Annotated in this window: 21 protein-coding genes; 12 read left to right on the top strand and 9 right to left on the bottom strand. The window is 38.1% G+C overall.

What is annotated here, in order from left to right; genetic code table 11:
• Window positions 1-22 precede the first annotated feature (22 nt).
• From SLP02_RS22005 to SLP02_RS21990, 4 genes are all read right to left on the bottom strand, one after another.
• A complete protein-coding gene (locus SLP02_RS22005) occupies window positions 23-2533 on the bottom strand; it encodes a diguanylate cyclase domain-containing protein (RefSeq protein WP_319422862.1) in 2511 nt (836 codons plus the stop codon).
• Between the two features lie 505 nt (window positions 2534-3038).
• Window positions 3039-4289 carry a hypothetical protein gene (locus tag SLP02_RS22000; RefSeq protein ID WP_319422861.1) on the bottom strand — a complete coding sequence of 417 codons (1251 nt, stop codon included), beginning with the start codon at window positions 4287-4289 and terminating at the stop codon, window positions 3039-3041.
• The gene (locus tag SLP02_RS21995) at window positions 4282-5274 is read right to left on the bottom strand and encodes a hypothetical protein (protein ID WP_319422860.1); all 993 of its coding nucleotides are present in this window, start codon (window positions 5272-5274) and stop codon (window positions 4282-4284) included. The genes SLP02_RS22000 and SLP02_RS21995 overlap by 8 nt, the downstream gene beginning before the upstream one ends.
• Window positions 5265-6269 carry a serine/threonine protein kinase gene (locus SLP02_RS21990; protein WP_319422859.1) on the bottom strand — a complete coding sequence of 335 codons (1005 nt, stop codon included), beginning with the start codon at window positions 6267-6269 and terminating at the stop codon, window positions 5265-5267. The genes SLP02_RS21995 and SLP02_RS21990 overlap by 10 nt, the downstream gene beginning before the upstream one ends.
• 1165 nt (window positions 6270-7434) lie before the next feature.
• Here SLP02_RS21990 and SLP02_RS21985 point away from each other — a divergent pair.
• The 6 genes from SLP02_RS21985 (at window position 7435) to SLP02_RS21960 (ending at window position 12630) form a co-directional block, all read left to right on the top strand.
• On the top strand, window positions 7435-8532 hold the full coding sequence (locus SLP02_RS21985) for a phosphotransferase enzyme family protein (protein WP_319422858.1): 1098 nt from the start codon (window positions 7435-7437) through the stop codon (window positions 8530-8532).
• Window positions 8529-9059 carry a DOMON-like domain-containing protein gene (locus tag SLP02_RS21980; RefSeq protein WP_319422857.1) on the top strand — a complete coding sequence of 177 codons (531 nt, stop codon included), beginning with the start codon at window positions 8529-8531 and terminating at the stop codon, window positions 9057-9059. Before SLP02_RS21985 ends, SLP02_RS21980 begins: the two co-directional genes overlap by 4 nt.
• Window positions 9060-9314: 255 nt before the next feature.
• The gene (locus tag SLP02_RS21975) at window positions 9315-10013 is read left to right on the top strand and encodes a hypothetical protein (protein WP_319422856.1); all 699 of its coding nucleotides are present in this window, start codon (window positions 9315-9317) and stop codon (window positions 10011-10013) included.
• Between the two features lie 51 nt (window positions 10014-10064).
• Window positions 10065-11522: a 9,9'-di-cis-zeta-carotene desaturase gene (gene zds / locus SLP02_RS21970; protein ID WP_319422855.1), complete on the top strand. Its 1458-nt coding sequence runs from the start codon at window positions 10065-10067 to the stop codon at window positions 11520-11522.
• Window positions 11523-11559: 37 nt separating this feature from the next.
• Window positions 11560-12009 carry an SRPBCC family protein gene (locus SLP02_RS21965; protein WP_319422854.1) on the top strand — a complete coding sequence of 150 codons (450 nt, stop codon included), beginning with the start codon at window positions 11560-11562 and terminating at the stop codon, window positions 12007-12009.
• 399 nt (window positions 12010-12408) lie between these two features.
• Window positions 12409-12630, top strand: a complete 222-nt coding sequence (locus tag SLP02_RS21960) for a hypothetical protein (RefSeq protein ID WP_319422853.1) — start codon at window positions 12409-12411, stop codon at window positions 12628-12630.
• Between the two features lie 159 nt (window positions 12631-12789).
• Here SLP02_RS21960 and SLP02_RS21955 read toward each other — a convergent pair whose 3' ends face one another.
• Complete coding sequence (locus tag SLP02_RS21955; protein ID WP_319422852.1) at window positions 12790-12993, bottom strand: alpha-amylase family glycosyl hydrolase; 204 nt, start codon at window positions 12991-12993, stop codon at window positions 12790-12792.
• A 308-nt stretch (window positions 12994-13301) separates the two neighbouring features.
• A complete protein-coding gene (gene crtO / locus SLP02_RS21950) occupies window positions 13302-14996 on the bottom strand; it encodes a beta-carotene ketolase CrtO (RefSeq protein WP_319422851.1) in 1695 nt (564 codons plus the stop codon).
• 145 nt (window positions 14997-15141) lie between these two features.
• On the opposite strand from crtO, the gene SLP02_RS21945 reads away from it, so the two are divergent.
• The 3 genes from SLP02_RS21945 (at window position 15142) to SLP02_RS21935 (ending at window position 15944) form a co-directional block, all read left to right on the top strand.
• Window positions 15142-15378, top strand: coding sequence for a GNAT family N-acetyltransferase (locus SLP02_RS21945; protein ID WP_319422850.1), 237 nt, complete (start codon window positions 15142-15144; stop codon window positions 15376-15378).
• Window positions 15344-15655 (top strand): hypothetical protein, encoded by a 312-nt coding sequence (locus SLP02_RS21940; RefSeq protein WP_319422849.1) that lies wholly within the window; start codon window positions 15344-15346, stop codon window positions 15653-15655. Before SLP02_RS21945 ends, SLP02_RS21940 begins: the two co-directional genes overlap by 35 nt.
• Before the next feature lie 91 nt (window positions 15656-15746).
• The gene (locus SLP02_RS21935; protein WP_319422848.1) at window positions 15747-15944 is read left to right on the top strand and encodes a hypothetical protein; all 198 of its coding nucleotides are present in this window, start codon (window positions 15747-15749) and stop codon (window positions 15942-15944) included.
• A gap of 39 nt (window positions 15945-15983) precedes the next feature.
• Here SLP02_RS21935 and SLP02_RS21930 read toward each other — a convergent pair whose 3' ends face one another.
• Window positions 15984-16298 (bottom strand): hypothetical protein, encoded by a 315-nt coding sequence (locus SLP02_RS21930; protein ID WP_319422847.1) that lies wholly within the window; start codon window positions 16296-16298, stop codon window positions 15984-15986.
• Window positions 16299-16391: 93 nt separating this feature from the next.
• Window positions 16392-16697, bottom strand: coding sequence for a hypothetical protein (locus SLP02_RS21925; RefSeq protein ID WP_319422846.1), 306 nt, complete (start codon window positions 16695-16697; stop codon window positions 16392-16394).
• Between the two features lie 221 nt (window positions 16698-16918).
• Here SLP02_RS21925 and SLP02_RS21920 point away from each other — a divergent pair, with 221 nt between their 5' ends.
• From SLP02_RS21920 to SLP02_RS21910, 3 genes are all read left to right on the top strand, one after another.
• The gene (locus tag SLP02_RS21920; RefSeq protein WP_319422845.1) at window positions 16919-17257 is read left to right on the top strand and encodes a cupin domain-containing protein; all 339 of its coding nucleotides are present in this window, start codon (window positions 16919-16921) and stop codon (window positions 17255-17257) included.
• A 246-nt stretch (window positions 17258-17503) separates the two neighbouring features.
• Window positions 17504-17767: a DUF2281 domain-containing protein gene (locus SLP02_RS21915; RefSeq protein WP_319422844.1), complete on the top strand. Its 264-nt coding sequence runs from the start codon at window positions 17504-17506 to the stop codon at window positions 17765-17767.
• Window positions 17745-18131 (top strand): type II toxin-antitoxin system PemK/MazF family toxin, encoded by a 387-nt coding sequence (locus SLP02_RS21910; protein ID WP_319422843.1) that lies wholly within the window; start codon window positions 17745-17747, stop codon window positions 18129-18131. The genes SLP02_RS21915 and SLP02_RS21910 overlap by 23 nt, the downstream gene beginning before the upstream one ends.
• A 9-nt stretch (window positions 18132-18140) precedes the next feature.
• Here SLP02_RS21910 and pheT read toward each other — a convergent pair whose 3' ends face one another.
• Window positions 18141-20573 (bottom strand): phenylalanine--tRNA ligase subunit beta, encoded by a 2433-nt coding sequence (gene pheT / locus SLP02_RS21905; RefSeq protein ID WP_319422842.1) that lies wholly within the window; start codon window positions 20571-20573, stop codon window positions 18141-18143.
• Window positions 20574-20640: the final 67 nt, after the last annotated feature.

Below are 20640 nucleotides of genomic sequence, written 5' to 3'. Positions count from 1 at the left end.
CGTAATTAAGTAATTAGTAAAATCATTCGGCAGTATACAAACAAGCCTGATTTCTTCCTTGCTCTTTTGCTTCATAAAGTGCTTTATCTGCCAAAGCAACTATAAGATCGGGTGCAGTATCAAAGTTAGGTATTAGGCTATGTACACCTAGACTAATAGTCACATATTCACTAACCAAAGAATTTTGATGAGCAATATGCAGTTGGCTAACGCTAACGGCGATCTTTTGAGCTACTCTTAGGGCTTGTTGCTTATTAGCATTAGGCAAAATAATTCCAAATTCTTCCCCACCATAACGAGCTACCAAACCAGGAGTAGATTCAATTACACATTCAATCGCTAATGCTACCTGTTGCAAACAGTAGTCACCAATGGGATGACCATAAGTATCATTGTAGAATTTGAAATAGTCTATATCGCCTAAAATCAGTGCCAAAGGAGCTTTTTCTTGTTTGAGCTTCTGCCATTCAGTAATTAAATAATCATCAAATCGACGACGATTTGCCACCTGAGTTAAGCTATCAAGAACGCTTAGTTTCTCTAATTCTCTATTTGCCAAACTTAAGGCAGCTTGTGCTTTTTGGCGATCGCAGATTTCATTATGTAGCTGTGCCTCTACCAAGTCTGCGTGTTCGGTAGTTGTTTCCAACATGATTTCTAGATCTGCCTTTTCTAACTTAGCTTCGGCTAACTCTTGACGCAGGTGTTCAATTTGAAAGAATAATTGCTCTCTAGCTACTTGTTCATCTAAAAGCGAATTATAATCATCTATCTCTGTTTGGGTTGGACTAGTAACTTCAGCAGCAATGATGCTTTCTAAGATATCTTTATCTAAAGGTTTAGATAAATAAAATCCTTGGCCATACTCACATTTTAAAGCTTTTAATTGAGCCAATTGATTAACTGTTTCAATACCTTCTGCTATAGTATCCATGCCCAAATTACGAGCTAAAGTGACAATTGCGCGCACAATGCCTAATTTCTCAACATTATCACCAATACTATTAACAAAAGAACGGTCAATCTTTAAAGTATCGAAGGGAAACTGATGTAAATAACTCAAAGAAGAATAACCTGTGCCAAAATCATCCAAGGAAAATTCAATGCCAATCGCTTTTAACTCTCTCAGGATGGCAATAGTATGCTGAGTGTCTTCTACTAAAGAGCTTTCGGTAATTTCTAACTTAAGGTTATGAGGATTTAACTTAGTTTCTTGTAAAACCTGCTTAACCTGGGCAACAAAATTGGATAAAGCTAGCTGTTTACTTGATATGTTGACGCTAACTTTCCAATCAGCTAAACCACCAAACATAACTTGCCAGTCATACATTTGTCTGCAAGCTTCTTCTAGTACCCAAAAACCAAGGGGAACAATTAATCCCGTGTCTTCTGCTAGAGGAATAAACTTGCCAGGGGGAATCAATCCTTTTTCTGGATGTCGCCAGCGCACCAGTACTTCAAAACCCTTTATTTGATTGCTGCCCAAAGATATTATGGGCTGATAGTGCAGAATGAATTCTTTTCCTTTAATTGCTCTTCTTAAATCATGTTCAAGCTGTAGCAAAGTCAACGCTTTACCGCGCATTGACTGATTAAATATTTGATAATGAGATTTACTATGCCTTTTGGCATCAGACACCGCTAATTCAGCATCTCTTAATAAATATTCGGGTTTAGTATAATCTTTATTTCCTGGAGCAATACCAATACTAGCTTCAATAAAAACTTCATAGCCATCCAGATTAAAAGGTACACCTAGCTCTTGCTGGATTCTTTCTGCTACATTAGTAGCATAGTTCAAATGTTCAACATTACTCAGTAAAATAGCAAATTCGTCATTCCCCATACGGGCAATAAAATCGTGAGAACGTAAACAAGCTTGTAATCTTTCAGAAATGGCAATTAACAGGCGATCGCCCAATATTCTCCCCAAGCTGCTATTAATTACTTTGAAACGATTAATATCAACAAATAAAATTACAAACTCATACCCCAGCTTTTCTTGAGCAAAACAGATTTCTTGTTCAATATTTTCTAATAATAAATTATAGCTAGGCAAGCCCGTCAGGCGATCGTAACTGACACTTTTGGTGGCGGTCAAGTCGATAATATCTTCTATCGGTGCATACTCAGGCTTTACCTTTGGTTCGCGAATAGCTAAAGATTTTTGCTGATTTAACTCTTGCAAAAACTCCTCTGACACATCTAGCTTACTTAGACTCACCTCTAATTTATTATGCTGATTATCTTCAAGGGCAGTAATTCTTAATGGTAATTCTTCCACCTTAAAACTTAAAACTTGCTGCACGAGATCTTGAGTTTTAGAGCGAATCCAGTCTCCTATAAGAGAAATATCAGCGCGATCGCCTAATACTTGTTCAGCAGCAGGATTTAAGAAGATACAATTACGGCTATCATCAAAAATAATAGCTGCATCATATATTTTTTCTAATAAAAGTATAGAGCTAGAGTCACAATTATTTTCAGTTAGCTGAACTATTTTCCCTGGCTTAAATTGCATTTCATAGAACATTTTATAATTACCAATCAATATGCAGTTGGTTTAACAATTTATTAAATAGGGCGATTTTATTAAGCTGGATAAATTTCATTTAATGGAATTTATCCAACTGCTCAAATAATTAATACGGTATTTATAAATTAAAAGCAGATTGATAAAAAAGCTGTGATTTAGATCCAATATCAAGTACGGATGAATAGTTAAATTAAATTGCTCTAGTCATCGCTCACCAATGATAATAAGTTCATCCTTTCACCAAATATTGTTGTTTTGACAATTTTTGACACCGAATTACCAGTAAATCTTCTAGCTTAGATAGCGATCGCGGACTATGATTAACGACGACTTCATTTGTCAAGATTTTTTCTTACCCTGAATTTAAGTATTAAATGTGAGTTCGATGAATACCTTAATTATGGGGGGTCAGAGGTCAGAGGTCAGAGATCAGAAATACTGAAAAACCGTGAGACGTTGGCTCGTGTTAACACTCATGATTATTCTGGTCGAACTCAGGTTATTAAAACCAATCTTTCTTAACTGTAGTGGGTGAGTGTATTTTAGTTTTGAAGCCAAAATTCTCTATATCACTAGATTTATCTATTTTGGGAATAATCTCTGAGGGTTGGTCAAATTGATTGGTAAAGTTATTAATTAATTCCTGGCTTGCGGTTGTTACTTTAGCAGCCTGTTTTAAAGTTAGGTCAAAATCTTTTTTTGCCCTGGTTGAAATTATCTGGGGCAACGACTGATGAGTCTGAGGATGTTTAGGCTTTAATGTTTGCTTGTGATGATTCGCTTGCGTCGAAGCTAAACGGAGTTTTTGGGTGGAAATGCGATGCGACCCCCTAGAGGGTTCAGCAGTTCCTACAACGGAGGGAACCTCCGCGCCCTCGTCAGTCGCTACAATGGGGGGAACCCCCACAACGCGCTGACTCGCAACGGACTGCTTCACCGCGTCGCCGTTAGGCGCGCCCTCGGCAGTCGCTCTTTGTCGGAAACCAACAAGACCGCGCTGCCTCGCAAGGGAATGCGCATCAAGATAGCGATCGCTGATAGTAAAACCATCTAGTTGAGTGATAGTCTGATTTAAAAAAGGACTATTAGAAATAACTTTTGCTTTGATGTTTAAACATAGAGAAGTTTCAACTGAACATTTAGCAGCAGCCATCCATAGCTGATTATTTTGCTGGTTTGAGTTGCACCAGGAATATATTTTGTCAGGCTGTTTTAGAAGACTATTTATTCTGGGAATGGAATCAATTTTTGTATCTACCTGAATCAATTCTACAGAAGAGTTCAATGATTGATATTGACTCAGCAGAGGTTGTCTACTTTTCTGGTCATAATCTTTAACCAACCACACCTTTTCCATTTGTTGATAAAGAGGTTTAAAACCCCCCAGGTGTTTTTCTGTATAGGCAGGAAAATTAAGGATATTTTTTCCCTTACTCAACGGAGTAACATAACCAACAAATACATATAGTGGTCTACCCTGGTCATCTTTTGCCATCACTTCGACTGAATCTTGTCCAAATTCCATCAAATCTCTTACCATGCAGGTAACACCAACAATGCAGTAAGAATTATTTTTGAATAATGACCAACGAGGGTGATTGGCAAGGTTACGAGCCTGATGAGTTGTGGCTAAGATATAGGCTGATGCCCAGGTGATGTCTTGGTCGGTAAAATCATGGGGAACAGTAATATAGCGAAAATCTAGATGAAAACTACGTCCATAAACAATTGCTGCCCAATTTTGTCTAGACATCGGCTGTTACCTCGCTGCCGTTAAAGTACAAAGAAGCCTGCTGTAATTCCTGAGACAAAAGCTTCATATTCTCTTCAATAGCAATAATTTCGCTTTCAAAGGTTTGCAGTTGGGTAGTCTGTTCTTCTAATTCTGAGGCTTTTAATAGCTGGACAATCGGGTTTGTCTGCTTGAGGGCGTTAACAGCTACAGTTTGATGCTCTAGCTGTGCTTTTAACTTTAAATTATTAGCTCTTAGCTGGGCATAAATAGCAAAGACAATTGGCAGATGAGCATTGACAGGAATAATTTTTCCCCCATTGGGATCGTCACACAATTCTCGTCCCAAACTTACAGGGCAAATCATAACTAGCCAGCCTGAGTTGGGAGTAAATAGTGCTTGGAACAGTTTTTTAACGTCGCTAATAATGTCATCTCTTTCTCGATGATGGCAAAGATCGTATTTAGTGATGATGATCGCTATCGGAAAAGGTTTTTGGAGGCTAGGATTTTTTTTGACGCTCACATATTGCTGAATAAACTGATTCAGGCGATCGCTTTTTAATTCCCGCACGGTGTTAGGAGTAATTTCATTGACTAGATGTTCCCCTGAGAGGCACAGAAATAAACACTCGGATTCAGTTATATACTGAACCAAGTCTGATACATCTTGCTCTGTAGAGCGATCGCTTAATGCTAAACCCCGATAATCTAGCCATTCAAATCCCATCAAAGGACGATAGCCGTAGCTAAAGTCAAACTTATAGTATTCTATGGTCGCTGCATTAGGTGTGGGCCAACGGTCTTCTCCCTCAAGAGAAATTAATTTTTCCCATCTTTGGGTTAGTTCTAAATCTGAGTCCATGTCTTGGGCTGCAAGGGTAAATCCTTGAATTCCCGTTTGCATTACCGCATACATTCCCAGCAAATAGCTGGTTTTTCCTGCACCACTAGTGCCTAACATTGCAATCTTGATATTTTCGAGTTCCATATTCTCTAAAACCATTTACTGGTTTTGGCATAAGCTTGCCGAGCATAAACAGCCTCTGCATGATTAAAAGCGTTCCAGGGATCTGTTACTGCACGATAAAAATTGTTGGAGTTGATTTTTACAGGTAGTTTACTATCTAAACATAATAAATCTAAAAATTCGCTAACCGACTGTAATCTTTTAGTTACATCCATAATCATAGCTTTGGCGATCGCTTCACTTACATGAGAATTAACCTGGGGGGCAATCTCTTTAACAGTTTTTAGTTTAACTCCTGCTGCTCTTTCAATGGCGGAAACGGGAGCTTTTCCAGTTAATAGATGGTATAAAGTTGAACCTAGGGCATACATATCTGTAAATGCCCCATACTTAAGCTTACGCCCATACTGTTCTAGGGGTGCATAACCAGGAGTCAACATTGTCGAATATTTATCGGTGCTGCTGGCGGTAAAGTCCCTAGCTGCGCCAAAATCAATCAATACGACCCTGCCATCATTTGCCAGCATAATATTATCTGGCTTGATATCCCGATGTAAAAATTGAGCCTGATGTAAAACTTCTAAGGCTGCGCTAATTTTGGCGATATATTTCAAAGCTTCTGCTTGGGGTAGTTTACCCTGACGTTGTTTGAGCAGTTGCGCCAGAGTTTTTCCCTGAAGATACTCCATTACCATGTAGGCAGTGTTATTCTCCTCGAAATAATAGAAAACCTGAACAATTCCCGAATGATTAAACTGTCCTAAAGTTTGACCTTCCAGGAGAAATTTTTGTTTAGCATTGCTGTAAGTATCATAGTTCCACTTACCTGCGGATACTACCGTTTGACCCTCTCGCCAGCAGCCTTCGGGAAAAAATTCTTTTACCGCTACGGCGCGATTTAATCTGGTGTCGATGCCTTGGTAAGTAATGCCAAAGCCTCCTTGTCCCAAAGGTTTGTTGATTCTATATTCACCACTTGCCAAACAAGCACCAGGACTTAGCACTCCATTAACCCTGGTAGATACAGCCATAAAATCCTACTCCCTAACACTTACACAATTTTTTTGGTAGACCAAATCAGTGCTTACACTTAATTTTTCATCATAAAGCTAATCTAGTTAGTTTTTTGATTAGTCTATATCTAAATATAAATACCTATTTATGCTAAAGATTACATATAACTGCAAATATATTTAATTTTTTATAGTTACAGTGTATTAAGTTCAGTGCGACCTGAAAGTCGCATTTAAGAGTGAGTCCCTCAGAAAGACTCCAGCCTAGTAGTCAAGGCTGTACCCGCCTGAAGGGGCATTACTGGTAACAGAAATGTCTCACAGCTAGAAGGTTAAATGTACCAATATCAATAAAACATCTATTGGTTTATGGGCTAGGGTAAGACATATATGATTAACATTTGTGAATCTGTGATGAGGCTTCTACAATACAGAACACCCAATGACGATGTTTAGGGTGTAGATATTCAGAAATTCAACCCTTTGATTTGAATTTACATAATTTTCCCTGAACTTGGAAATTATAGACTACCGCGAATATCGATTAATAGGAGTAAAGCAGGAATCTAAATATGTCGTATCTCAAAAATGCGGAACAGGAAAAACCCTATCAAGTCTCTTCGGAGTAAACCAACCGTAAGGAAGGTGTAATTCTTGAGAGGGAGTAGGATAGTTCAACAAGGTGATTGGGTATGGCTCTTAAACAGAGCCACCCCTCACCTTCAAAAAGCTAATGTCACTATATCGAAAGATAAGAGGAATCAATAACTCGGTGAATAGGGTATATACCCGATCTGAAAGGATGCTGACGTGAACACAGGTGTTAACTACTATATTTTGAAGTATACGAAAGATTAAATCTAAGGAAAAGTTAGATGGTTGCCTTTTAATCCAAACGTAACTTAGAGCTTGATATATATCCTGGAAGTAAGGTTGAAGGAGTAAATGGAATATAGAAACCTCCTAACAATAAAGGAAAATAAAAAAGAGCTATGTATAGTCAATTAGTATTACAACAAAATCGTAGTAAATGCTTGAGCCGAATACTTGGAAACCTGTACGTTCGGTTCTACGGGGGGAAGGGAGTAGTAATACTCCTGACCTACCCTACTCCCAGGCACTAAGATGTTCTAATTGTGGAAGAGACTCGTAGCAACGGTTGTTTATCAAGGCTGGGGAGGATATGACAGATAATCTGATTACGGTTGCCGCCAATCAATTTAAGCCCAAAGGTACAATTAAAGACATTCAGCAGTATGGTAGTGGCAATATCAACAGTACCTTTTTAGTTACCTTTAATAGCCAAAAACCATTTATTCTCCAACGGTTGAACACTACAGTATTTACTCAGCCGAAATTAGTCATGGACAATATTTGTATTTTGTCGGACTATGTTCGTCAAAGATTAAACCCTGACAATATTCTCCAAAATCGCCGTTGGTTATTTCCTCAAGTCTTGTTAACCAAAGAGCAAAAAAATCATTGGCAAGCAGCAGATGGTTCTTTTTGGCGTGCCATGAGCTTTGTTGATAATTCCCAGTCTTTTGACACCATTCAAGATCTTCAACACGCACAAGAAATTGGTTATGGGTTAGGTATGTTTCACCATATAGTTAGTAGCTTACCAGTAGAACAATTAGCCGATACTTTAGAAGGATTTCACATTACCCCTGGATATCTCGAACATTACAATTCTGTGCTGGCTACGGCTAAAGTCAAACAGTCTCCTGAGATTAATTATTGCTTAAAATTTATTCGCGATCGCCCTACTCTGCCTCATATTCTCGAACAAGCTAAAGCAGCAGCAAAATTAAAGCTGAGGATAATCCATGGCGATCCTAAAATAAACAATATTATGCTCGACTGTTCTACCAAACAATCAGTAGCCATGATCGATTTAGATACGGTCAAACCTGGTTTGATTCATTATGATATTGGGGACTGTTTGCGCTCAGGCTGCAATCGATTGGGAGAAGAAACCGATAACTGGGAAAAGGTATTATTTGATCCAGATTTGGCAGAGGCTATTTTAAGAGGCTATCTAAAGGTGGCACAGAATTTTCTTACCGCCCATGATTATGAATATATTTACGATTCAATTCGTTTACTGGCTTTTGAATTGGGGTTGCGATTTTTTACAGATTACCTGGAAGGCAACGTTTATTTTAATGTCAGACACGCAGAACACAATTTAGCTAGAGCTTTGGTTCAGTTTAAGCTTACTGAGAGTATAGAAACTCAAGCAACCGCAATACGGAACATAATTGAACATTTGCGATGAAAAAGTCTAGTTTTTCTTTAATCCCATTTTCGGCAAATACCGCACCTAATATTGACATCACTGGCAATATCTCACGGCATCATAATCAGTTAAATATTAAATATCTTGTAAGCAATTTGGCAACAATTGTAATTCCAGTCTCGAAAGCGAATCCCACTCGACAATACGATCTTTGGGAACATACTTGTTTTGAGTTTTTTTTAGGACTAAAAGATACTGACAAGTATTGGGAATTTAATCTCTCGCCTTCAGGAGATTGGAATGTATTTCGCTTTTTGAAGTACCGCCACAATATAGCTGAAGAGACGGTTTTTAATTCATTACCTTCCAACTTACAACAGATAAACATATTAAAGTTAGATCTAGAAGTTAATCTTAATCAAATCATTGACCCCAAACAAGCTTTAGAGGTTGGTATTACTGCCGTAATTGAAAATCAAGATGATCAGCTTAGTTATTGGGCATTAAATCATCCAGCCTCTAAAGCAGATTTTCACGCTCGAGCTAGTTTTGCTGTTGATTTGTAGTTTATGTTTGGTAAAAATTAGAAAAATAGATGAAGATAAAAAGTTTTTTGAGCAAAAAAATTAAATACAGCAATTTTATTTAAAGTTTTGGGCAGAATAAGACCGCACTTAATTTTCAAGACTGCATAATAGTTTTACTGTCATAACAAAAAACTAGATTCATCTAAATTTAGCCGTTAGAATATAACAGTCGCTATTTTGGCAAAAAAGCAATACATACATACTTAGAATATAGTTATATAACAATTAAGGTCGATGACTGAACCAACTCAAGATTTATCTTTAGCCCAAGCACACTCTTTAATTGATAGCTACGCTTTTGATTTGGGAGGTGATGATGCTGAACAACTGCTAGGGTATTGGTTAGAGATATATCATGCAAGCTGGATCAGATTGGCAACTATTGAAGCTTTATATCTGGGACGCTATAAAGCAATTTCTATCGAACATATTTTAAACGTTTGGCTGCGTATTGGTAATCCTAATACTCACTTCACCTTTGAATTTGAAAGACTAATTTGCCGTAAGTTACCAAAGCATTTAAGCGATCTAGGAGATATAATCGATGGCGAAACTAAGACCAGCGACCAACAGCCAAAAATCACTTTTTCCGCTAACGACAAGCTTGTTTCTGACGCTAAAGAATTAAATCGCCAACAAATTATATCTTTGACTGAGGTTAAGCCGACTCAACCAGAAATTAGCCAACCAGAAAACGCTACTTTCACCAACGATACTCTAAACCCAAAAAAAGCTGTTGGAGATTTAGATAGCTTAGATACTTCGCCAAGCAATATTCCTCTAATTTCAACTTTAAGACTTCCTGGCAAATCTGATTGGCGTGAATTTGCTATTGGCAATAAGATGATTCACCAGTTTATTCCTTTACCAGATGTGTCTTCCTTTTTTAACAAGCTAAAAACATTTGGCGAAGAAAAGTTAGAAGGGCAGTAATTTATATTACAATATGTAAAGACAAATCTGCTTTTCGGGAATATAAATTTGATGCGTGTAGCAATCGTTGGTGCAGGGTTAGCAGGCATGGCAACAGCTATAGATTTAGTTGATGCAGGTGCTGAAGTAGAGATCTTTGAATCTCGTCCTTTTGTCGGCGGAAAAGTTGGCAGTTGGATTGACAAAGATGGCAATCACCTAGAAATGGGTTTGCACGTTTTTTTTGGCTGCTACTACAATCTGTTTGGCTTAATGGAAAAAGTAGGTGCGATCGATAATCTTCGTCTTAAACAACATACTCATACCTTTATTAATAAAGGTGGTAGACTCGGCGAGCTAGATTTTCGCTTCCTTACAGGCGCACCCTTCAATGGTCTAAAAGCTTTTTTCACTACTTCTCAGCTTTCCGCAGCAGATAAAGTGGCAAACTCTTTGGCACTAGGAACAAGTCCCATTGTACGAGCTTTAATTGACTCTGAAGGCGCAATGAATACTATTCGCGGTTTGGACTCAATTAGCTTTGCTGATTGGTTTCGTAGTCATGGAGGAAACAACGGCAGCTTGAGAAAGATGTGGGATCCTATTGCCTATGCTTTAGGTTTCATTGATACAGAAAACATTTCGGCGCGCTGTATGCTGACTATTTTTCAGTTTTTCGCTACCAAAACTGAAGCCTCCGTTTTGCGAATGTTAGAAGGTTCTCCTAGTGAATATTTACACAAGCCGATTGTTGATTATTTAGAAGCACGGGGTGCTAAGATTCACACTCGTCGTCGGGTGAGAGAGATTTTATTTGAAGATTCCCAAGACACCACGCAAGTTACAGGAATTGTGGTGGCTAATGGAGAAACAGAAGAAACAATTCGTGCTGATGCTTATGTTTGCGCTTGTGATGTTCCAGGAATTAAAAAAGTAATTCCCCCGCAGTGGCGTAAATGGTCTGAGTTTGACAATATTTATAAGCTTGATGCCGTGCCTGTAGCGACAGTACAGCTACGTTTTGATGGCTGGGTTACAGAGCTTAACGATGCAGCTAATCGCCAGCAGCTAGAGCAAGCTGTGGGCATTGATAATTTACTTTATACTCCTGATGCTGACTTCTCTTGTTTTGCGGATCTGGCTTTAACAAGTCCAGCAAATTACTATAAACCAGGAGAAGGTTCTTTACTGCAATTAGTTTTAACTCCAGGAGATCCTTTTATTAAAGCCAAGAATGAAGATATTGCCCAGCATATTTTAGAACAGGTACATCAGCTTTTTCCTTCTTCTAGAGAACTTAATATGACCTGGTATAGTGTGGTCAAGCTAGCTGAATCTCTTTATCGTGAAGCACCAGGAATGGATCCTTATCGTCCACCTCAGCAAACTCCTGTAGCCAATTTCTTTCTTGCTGGTAGCTATACTCAACAGGATTATATCGATAGTATGGAAGGAGCGACTTTATCAGGAAAGCAAGCAGCTAAGGCAATTTTAGCCAATGCAGAACAGCTAAAGGCAGTAATGGTATAGTCATAGTTTAATCTGTTAAAAACACTTAATCAAAACAATGGCAGACTGGCTAGAACACACTGTACAAATAGAAGTTCCCGTATCCATAGAATTTGTATGGAGTCTCTGGTCAGATCTCGAACAGATGACTATTTGGATGAAGTGGATTGAGTCAGTTAAAATTTTAGAAGATAATCCTGAGCTATCTCGTTGGAAATTAGCTAGTGGAAACTTCAATTTTACTTGGCTGTCTCGTATTGTTCAGGTTGTCCCACAGCAGATTATCGAATGGCAATCTGTTGATGGTTTACCGAACAAAGGAGCTATTCGTTTTTATGCTCGCAAAGATAACACTAGCATTGTCAAAATGACTTTTGCTTATGCTGTACCTGGCATTATTGGCAAACTAATGGATAGCTTAATCGGTAACATTGTTGAGTCTACCGTTATGGCGGATCTTGAGCGTTTTAAGGAATATGCTATTAAAGCTTATGCAGAATCTGAGTAGGATTCAGCAAGACGCTCTGCATATTTTTGATTTCTCGAATATTCGCTCAACCTACCTTTTACATAGAGAGTTAAATCTCTCAAGCATGAACCTTCACGGCGATTTGCTCTTCTTTTTTGCAAAACTACCAAGATTTAATGTCAAGCATCTATTAAACCGCATCTAGGGCGTTCCAAAAGATACCGCTTCGCATATAGCAAGTTTTGATTTAACACTATTTCGTTTTTATTAAAACTCTTTTCAATGTGGAAGGAGTTTAATGTTGCACAATAGAGGCGATCGAACATCCGACTTAGTATATAAAAACCGTATTTATTTTTACGAATATTGATAGATGTTTATTACTTTGAAATTGCGTGATATTAAATTAAACATTCAAATTTAAAAGGAGCAAAAATTATGTCTATTCAAGGCGTTAGCGATCTAGAGTATGATTGGGTAACTGTGCTACATGAGAAAGGCAAAGCTGTAGAAGCATACGATAAGTATATTGAAGATGCAAAAACAGCAGATTCTCAACCCTGTGTTGAATTGTTGGAAAATTTAAAGCAATCTGATTCAGAACAAATGCAAAAGATTAAAGAGCATTTGATAAAAGTAATGCAAAAAGGAAAAATGTAATCATAGATTGTTTTGGCTACGGAGTTTACTCTTCGTAGTCAATTAATAATAGAGCCTAAGTTGATTAGATTGACCAACGGTCACAGCAGGCTTCGTCCGTTTAGGGCGGAGTAATCTGTGACTAGGTATTTGTTGTTAATTTCACTTTTGAAGTTTGACTCATTTGGCGTTGCATCCCGCAGGGATAATATGATAATGCCTTAAGGTATAATTCCAAACCCAATCGAGCATTACTTTTAATTCTCTAGCATGACAAAAAGCCAACAGGCGATCGAAGTCTCCCATATTGCCAAACATCGGCTTGATCGCCTGCATATCCGTAATGTCATATCCCAAGTCTTTCATCGGTGATTTGAAAATCAAATAACATCTACCCCAAAGCAGTAATACAATCAAGTTTGTCAACAATCCCATTTAGATCGCCTAAAGCATCACCATTGGTATCTAGAAAGCTTGAAGGACAAATTTAACAAATTAGAGCGTTTTGCCATTACTCAACTTTAGTTTTCATTTTAAATTTAATTTTCCTGAAGAATTTAGCCAATATCTATTAACTAGCGAATAAAATAAATACTCCTAAATTTTTTAGATACTCCTGACAACATTAACAAAATCACATTCTCATAGCATCTATCTCAAGTTATAAGGTTGTTTTGTTTTCGGCAACAATCTCACTTATCAAATGTAGATTTAATAGTAGATTTTATAGTGCCTTTCGTATCTTCGATCAGTTGCTTAATAGGCTGTTGCTGCTGAAGAAAAACGCGGGCGCAGTTACGTCCAGGCATCCCTGAAATTGAACCTCCTGGGTGAGTTCCTGCCCCTGTAAGATATAATCCTTCGATAGGCGTAGTGTAGTTAGCTATTTCTGGGAGAGGACGGAAAAATACCATCTGATCTAGGGTCATATCAATATGATAGTAGTTGCCTTTGTATGCCCCCAAACGTTCCCCTAATTCGGCAGGACTTTCAACACGACGAGCAATGATTGAGTTTTTTACATTGGGTGCGTAGTCAGCCAGCTTATTAATTACCCTATCTGCAACTTGATTTTTGAGTTCATCCGTCCAGCCAGTACCGTTTAAACCTGTTCCTTCTTTGCCGTGAATCTGATATGGAGCAAAGAATTCGATCCATAGTGTATGCTTGTTTTCTGGGGCAAGGGACGGATCGAGTACGGTGGGTACATCAAGATACATAGAAGGATTTTCATCGGGTATTTTACCCATAGAGGGTAGAGCGTGAGCCTCTTCTACATGGTGTACAGAGTCGGCAATTAAAATTGAACCGATATTAAACTCTTCTCTATGATTATGATATTCAAAACGAGGTGCTTCAGAAAGAGCGCAATCAATTTTGAGAATAGTTTCATTATTATTAACAATACGTCTATCTAGTCTTTCTCGTAAATTAGGATCGGCTGCATTACTCGCTTCAATCGGAATCATATTCAAAAATAGACGACGGGCATCAATGTTAGAAATTACGGCGGTATTGGCGCGATATTCTTCACCGTTGCTGGTTCTTACACCTTCTGCCTTGCCATTATTACCAATTAAAACACTTTCTACAGCGCGATCGCACAAGACAACCCCGCCTTTTTCTTTCACTAAATCGAGCAAAGCTTGAGTTAATGCTCCTGTTCCACCGCGAGGTCTTGCCATACCAGGGTTATGACGCATAGACATCATCATTGAACCAATGCCAATAGTTTTTTGGGAAGGAGGCGCACCAAATTCCGATGCTAACCTAGCTAAAGGTGCTTTAAGAAACTCTGAGTCGAACCAATACTGAAGACTATCTTGAGGAGATGTCAGCATAGTACGAATTAGGTCTAGGGTTTTATCTATACCGCCTATAGTAGAAAGTAAATCCTGAACGTTTTTTAGACCATAGTTACCCGCAATATTTAGTACGGATTTTGGTGGTGCATTAAATATAGGAGTAATGCCTTTGGTTAGACGTTGCCAAAAATCTATAAATTCACCGTATTTCTCAGCATCTCTTTTGTTGAAGCGAGCGATTTCTGCACAGGTTTTCTCGACAGATTTGTGCGCTAAGAAATATTTACCGTCAGGATGGGGACAAAAGGTTACAGGGTCGCAATAAAGATACTCTAAACCATATTTATTTAATTCTAATTCTTCAACTACAGGTCCTAAGTGGATAAACTCATGGTCGATCGCGCAGAGATTAAATTTAAATCCTGGTGCTGATTCTGGCATTGCCTCTTCTGTAGTTGCACCACCGCCAGGAATAGCTCTTTTTTCTAGTAAAGCTACGCTATAACCAGCCTTGAGTAGATATGCAGCACATACTAACCCATTATGACCCGCTCCGATAATTACCACATCGTATGTCGGCATTGTTTGATATTTTATTTAATAATTGCTTTATAAAGCTTAAAATTACTTGGCGATTTAGTTTATCTGTCGATAGTTATAAATAATATTTGATAGGAATGAGAATAAATTGAGGTAAAAGATTGAATACTAAGATGTTATTAATAACATGATGGAATTAAGGTTAGGAAAGGTAGAAGATATATCAGGTATATTGGCTTTGCAAGAGAAAAACCTGTATAACAATTTAACAACCGAACAGCGGGCTGGATTTGTTACAACTCCGTTTAATGAGCAACAAATTAAAGAGTTACTAAATCAAAAAGGAGTGTTTGTAGCCAAAGACAACAGCGTAATGTTAGGATATATTTTTGCTGGCGATTGGCATTTTTTTTCTCAGTTTTAAAGGACGAATAATACAGCGCGATCGCACTTTTCAATACGGACTAATTTGTATTGAAAAGTGCCAAAGAGGTACTAATTTACTTTCACAACTATTTGAAGTAATGCGTCAAGAATTTTTAACTAAGTTCACAACGGGGATTACTTTTATCAACAGTGCCAATCGACGTTCTTATGAAGCTCACACTCGAAAATTGAAGATGACGGTAATCGATCGCTTTGAATTTAACAACAATAATTATTATAATTTAGCTTTTGATACTGCCATTTCTGTTCTCTAATTTGAGACAAGCCAAAAGCTATTGCTAAAGATAGGTGATTACAAACTAAGTTATGGCTAAGTTAGAAATATAGGTTAACTGATATATAAAAATGAATAATATTTGGTACAAAATAGCCCTTTTAGGATTCGTATTAACTTTTGTTTTAGCTCCCTTTGCTGGCTTTGCACCTTTATTTCTAACAATTTTGATTGCTAGTGTTTACTGGTTTTCAAGTTCTATGGTGCAAATACTAGTTTTTGGCGAACCAGAAGAAAACGATCGCCAGACAACCCAGCATGATAATTAAAATGAATCAAAAAAGCGATCAAGCGATCGCTTTTTTGATTCAACGAAGATCTTTACTTTTTTTACCTTGTAATGCAGATTCTTTTTGCTGATCTACCTTATCGATCAAATTTTCGTAAATAGATTTACCTTTCTCTTCTGGTTCATTTAATTTACTGTTAGACAACTCTTCAGTGGTGGTGTCAACTCGATTAGGATTACGAGTTTCTTGATAAGTATCTGTTTGCGCGCTGTAATTATCTCCTGCATAGGCTGGTGAAGTTGTTTGTACATTTAGAATGATAACTCCCAGTCCAAAAATAAAGGCGATCGCAAACGAACGCAACAAATTGAATACATTAATTTTTTTCTGCATGATATTTTTAAGTCGATTACTACTAAAAAAAGCTAATAATTTGCTTAATCTAAAGAGGAATAAGATTTTAACTTTCTCTTAATTAATCAATTTTTACTTGTCTTCTATATACATTTCTGGTTCTACGGCAAAATTATCCATTTTTCCAGCTTCATCAATGATGTAGCCATCTGTAGTACTGACTCCAGTTTCTGCTTCCTGCTCTTTCATTGCTTGAATTTGCTCTTTATTCAATTCTTCGTCTACACCAGAAGGAATAATCATGTCAGGTGGATTAACGTCTGTAGACTGCGCTGTCTGTACCCCAATTTGATTGCCTGGTGCGCCTTTTCCTGGCTCTGCTTTTTCGGGATTGGTTTTAGCGACTACTTTTTTGTCTTGATTGTCTTGATTTTCCATGTTAGTTTTTTTCCTTTGTTTTTTACCAGATTAGTAGGCTCAATAGTCAGAAACATCTATCTTTAGTAACAAAATATATTTTTTTATTTCTTTTTATATCTTAAGAAAACAGTAAATCAATTCACTTTATTTTCTCTATCTTTGAGCAGAAGTAATGATCGTGCCTATAGTACTACAGTAGAACTAGTCATCGAGTAGCATTCAAATTTATCAAAAATCTTATGAGCGATACTACTGTTAAAAAAGTTAGTTCTGACAGTTCACCAAAAGGTGAAATGGGTCAAAAATACCTAGTTGCGGGTAAAACTATGGCTATGCGTCTTTGGGAGCAGGAGCAGCCAGGAGAACCCAAGCCCAAACAATCTAGAGAATATGAAACAGTAGGTTATGTTATTGCTGGGAAAGCAGAACTACATATAGAGGAACAGGTAATCAAGTTAGAACCTGGAGATTCTTGGTTAGTACCTAAAGATGCATCACATACCTATAAAATTACCGAATCTTTTACTGCTGTTGAAGCTACCAGTCCTCCAGCCAGGGTTGATGATCGCGACGAGTAATAAACAATAAATACTAATTGGCAAGATTAAGGCGATCTCAACTGTTAACATCATGTACAGGGCGATCGCTTTAATTTTCGATTGGGAAAAATTAACCCCGCAGCAAGACATCATCTTTGTCAGTTAAAGTGCGATCGCATTTCAACTTTGACAATATCTAATTAGGATAGTAGATACATTATAAGTAGCGTTATGCAAATTATGTAATAAAAATAATATTAAAATGTTACTTAGTACCACTCAGTTATGAATGCTAAAAAGTCTCTTTTGAATGAAATTGACAGCATCCCAGAATCACTAATTCCAGAAGCGCTAAATTTTGTTCAATATCTTAAATACAAACACAAATTAATAAATCAGAAAGGTGTTGAATCTGTTATTGCTGCCGAAGCAACACTATCCGATCTCCCGAATCAAAATGAAAAAATAGAAACTATCTCTCTGAGTGAATCCGCACTTAGCAAAGATTGGTCAACTCCAGAAGAGGATGAGGCGTGGCAGCATTTGTAAAGGGAGATGTAGTAATTGTTCCCTTCCCTGTCTTGGTCAGCATTCCCTTGCGTCTTTCGCCGACGCGGGGTCTGACCGCTTCTCCGATCTGAGCCAAGCAAAACGCCGTCCAGCTTTAGTTGCTGCTAAATTACAAGGAGATGATTTAATTCTATGTCAAATTACCAGTCAAGCTAAATCTGATAATTATGCTATTGCAGTCACTAACGCCGACTTTATTAGTGGCGGACTAAATCTTAATAGCAATATTCGCCCTAATCGATTGTTCACAGCCGATAAAGCAATAGTTCTCTACACAGCAGGTCAATTAAAAGTAAATAAGATGAAGAAAGTAACCAATAAAATCATTGATATCCTAAATTGATGCTAAAAATTAACTCCGCAACGTCACATCAAACTTTTTAACTAAGGTATCGCGAACTTTTTGATGCACAGGATCGACATCTTTGTCAGTTAAAGTGCGATCGCCTGCTTGATAAACTAAGTTAAAAGCTAAACTGCGCTGTCCTTCGGGGACATTTTTACCTTTGTATTCATCAAACACTTCTACCCGTTGTAGTAATTTACCACCCGCTTTACTCATTGCTTTTTCAATAGTTGCTACAGATAAATCTAGTGGGGCAAAGAAAGCCAAGTCTCTAGCTGAACCTGGATAGGTAGAATAAGTTTTAAATTTGGGTGTGGTAATGGCATCTCTATCTAAGGCTGTCAGCAAAATGCTAAAATCCAGTTCAAACAAATACACTTCGTTAGCCAAATCTCGCTTCTGTGCCAGTTGAGGGTGAATTTGTCCAAAGACACCTAAACGTTTGCCTTGCATCCATAAAGCAGCAGTACGCCCTGGATGTAGTCTTTCTTCATGGCTGGCTGGGCGGTATTCAACGCTAACACCCAAATTATTAAAGACGTTTTCTAAAACTCCTTTCGCCTGATACCAAGTCATCGGTGTACCTTTGCCACCATCAACCCACATACCCTGAGAGGTAATATTACCGCCCATAATTCCCGCAACGGAATCTCTTTCTTGTAAGCGATCTTCTTGATAGAATACGCGCTCAATTTCAAAAGCATTGAGCGCGCCATTACCCTGAGACTGATTATAAACAAAAGCATCCAATAAACCAGAAAATAATTCACTACGCAATGCCGAATATTCCGCAAATAAAGGATTAGCTAAGGTAACTTCTTTACCTGTAGGTTTTACTAGGGAATACTGCACCACTTCAGTTAAGCCAACACCACGTAAAATAGCGCGGAGTTTGTTTTTAATTGCGTATTCCGTTGAAAGATAACCAGGTTCGGTTTTGTTAGGGAGAGTATCACAAAAGCGATCATAACCATACAAACGGGCAACTTCTTCAATTAAGTCAATTTCTCGCTCTAAATCGCGATAACGATAGGGAGGAACTTTCACCAGCCAAGTATTTTCTTTCTCTGTCACTGGTTGTAAATTACAGCCTAATGCACCTAAAATTGATTCCACGTCAGCAGCTTTGATGTAACCAATACCGTCTTCATTGTTTACCGTACCTAGGATCTGATTAATTCTACTCAGACGTAATTCAATAGCATCAAGCTTAGAAAAATCGAGACGATGATCGGACATAGCTTGAGCAACAGGAGTACCGCTAGCTAATTCTTGTAATAGTGCGATCGCTCTTTTACAGGCAGATTCTAATTCTACTTGGTTTACGCCCCTTTCATAACGGGTAGAGGCTTCGCTGCGGAGACTTTGGGCGCGAGATGAACGACGAATAGCCACAGGATCGAATAGGGCTGCTTCTAAAACAATATTGCTCGTATTTTCGTCAACTTCTGTTGATTCTCCTCCCATAACTCCCCCCAATGCAACAGGTTTGTTATTGGCGGTAATTAATAAATTCTGAGTAGATAAATTTCGCTCTTGTTCATCTAGCGTTTTTAATTTTTCACCTGATTGAGCAAAACGCACGCCGATAGTTAGATCGTTGTTTGCTGCAACCTGCTGAAGTTTCTCGCGATCAAAAGCATGAAGTGGTTGTCCCCATTCCAATAAAACATAGTTAGTAATATCTACTACGTTATTTATCGGGCGTGTTCCTGCTGCTTCTAGTCGCCACTTCAACCAGTCAGGAGAAGGCGCAACTTTTACCCCTTCAATTACTGTACTGATATATGCCATACAGGCTGCTGGTTCTTGAATCTCAATTACCAGAGAACTATTAGAAGCAATATCCTGTTCTTTGATCTCAGGTAATCTTGCCTCTACACCCGTCAAAGCTGCAACTTCTCGTGCAATACCTACCATACTCAAAGCATCAGCGCGATTAGCAGTAGTCGCCAAATCCAGAATTACATCATCTAAACCCAACAAAGGACGAACATCATCTCCAGGCTTGATATCTTCTTCTGCAAATATATATATCCCGTCGGACTCTTTTTCCAAACCCAACTCCGTTAAAGAACAAATCATTCCCTCCGAAGGTTCACCCCGCAGTTTAGTCGGCTTAAGTTTTAAATTAATTGCGGGTAAAAAAGTCCCTACCGTAGCTACAGTCACAAATATATCGGCTTTGACATTAGATGCACCACAGACAATGTCTAAAAGCTCGTCCGCACCTATATCTACTTTACAGACGCTTAGTTTATCAGCATTGGGATGTTGCGATCGCTCTATTACTTTCCCCACTACCACCCCATCAGCGTTGGCGCGCAGGTCGATTAATTCTTCTAGTTCAAATCCTGCAATGGTTAGGACTCTGCCTAACTCTTCTGGAGACATATTGATATCGACTAATTCTTTTAACCAGTTTAGAGAGACGCGCATCGAAGCCCTTGTTGATGATTTATATATTCCGCTAAAGTATTTTATCGTTAAATCGTTGATTGCTGAT

Origin of the sequence: Pleurocapsa sp. FMAR1 (genome assembly GCF_963665995.1) — a bacterium.
Lineage (GTDB): Bacteria > Cyanobacteriota > Cyanobacteriia > Cyanobacteriales > Xenococcaceae > Waterburya.
This window is presented reverse-complemented; position numbering and strand designations above follow the sequence as displayed.